Source organism: Mesorhizobium sp. M0601 (genome assembly GCF_040320845.1).
Lineage (GTDB): Bacteria > Pseudomonadota > Alphaproteobacteria > Rhizobiales > Rhizobiaceae > Mesorhizobium.
Window position 1 is genome coordinate 1 of record NZ_JAMYQK010000120.1, and the last position, 1,030, is coordinate 1,030.

The window sequence follows — 1,030 nt, forward strand, 5'->3', positions numbered from 1 at the left end:
CGATTGAAGGACGGACTGATGAAGAGAAAGCGGTTTACGGAAGAGCAGATCATCGCGGTTCTGCGTGAGCATGAGGCGGGGGCAAAGGCGGGCGACCTGGCGCGCAAGCATGGGATCTCCGAGGCGACGCTGTATAACTGGAAGGCGAAGTATGGCGGGATGGACGTCTCCGATGCCAAACGGCTGAAAGGCTTGGAAGACGAGAACGCGAAGCTGAAGAAGCTGCTCGCCGAAGATGCTGGAAGCGTCGGCCCTGCGCGAGCTTCTTTCAAAAAAATGGTAGGGCCCGCCGCCAAGCGCGAAGCCGTAGCGCATCTGCAGGCCGCCATGGGCGTGTCGGAGCGTCGGGCCTGTTCCTTCGTCGGTGCTGATCGCAAGATGGTCCGCTATCGGTCCCGGCGTCCGCCGGAGACGGAGCTGCTCACAAGGTTATGCGACCTCGCCAACGAGCGCCGCCGCTTCGGCTATCGACGCCTGTTCATTCTGCTCAGGCGCGAAGGCGAGGCATCGGGTATCAACCGCATCTACCGGCTATACCGCGAAGAAGGACTGGCCGTGCGCAAGCGACGCTCCAGGCGCCGAGCGGTAGGGACGCGGGCACCGATCCTGGTCCAGGCGAAGCCGAACGCGCGCTGGTCGCTGGATTTCGTCCATGACCAGTTCGCCTGCGGCCGGCGCTTCCGCGTCCTCAATATCGTCGACGACGTGACACGCGAATGCCTGGCTGCGATCCCGGACACCTCGATCTGCGGCCGCCGGGTGGCGCGTGAACTGACGGAATTGATCGCTCACCGCGGCAAGCCGGGCATGATCGTCTCTGACCACGGCACCGAGTTCACCTCGAACGCGATCCTCGCCTGGTCGAAGGATCATCAGGTGGAATGGCACTTCATCGCGCCAGGCAAGCCGATGCAGAACGGCTTCTGCGAAAGCTTCAACGGGCGGATCGGGACGAGTTGCTGAACGAAACCCTGTTCTTCGGCCTCGACCATGCCCGAACAACCATCGCCGAATGGGCAGACGACTACAA

At 62.7% G+C, this 1,030-nt stretch carries 2 protein-coding genes; both read left to right on the top strand.

Annotation, left to right across the window (positions count from 1 at the left end; all coding sequences use genetic code 11):
- Nucleotides 1-963: IS3 family transposase (locus NKI41_RS33125; protein WP_352687268.1), on the top strand; the 963-nt coding region annotated here is incomplete at its 5' end.
- Nucleotides 924-1,030: integrase core domain-containing protein (locus tag NKI41_RS33130; RefSeq protein ID WP_352687271.1), on the top strand; the 107-nt coding region annotated here is incomplete at its 3' end. The genes NKI41_RS33125 and NKI41_RS33130, both read left to right, overlap by 40 nt.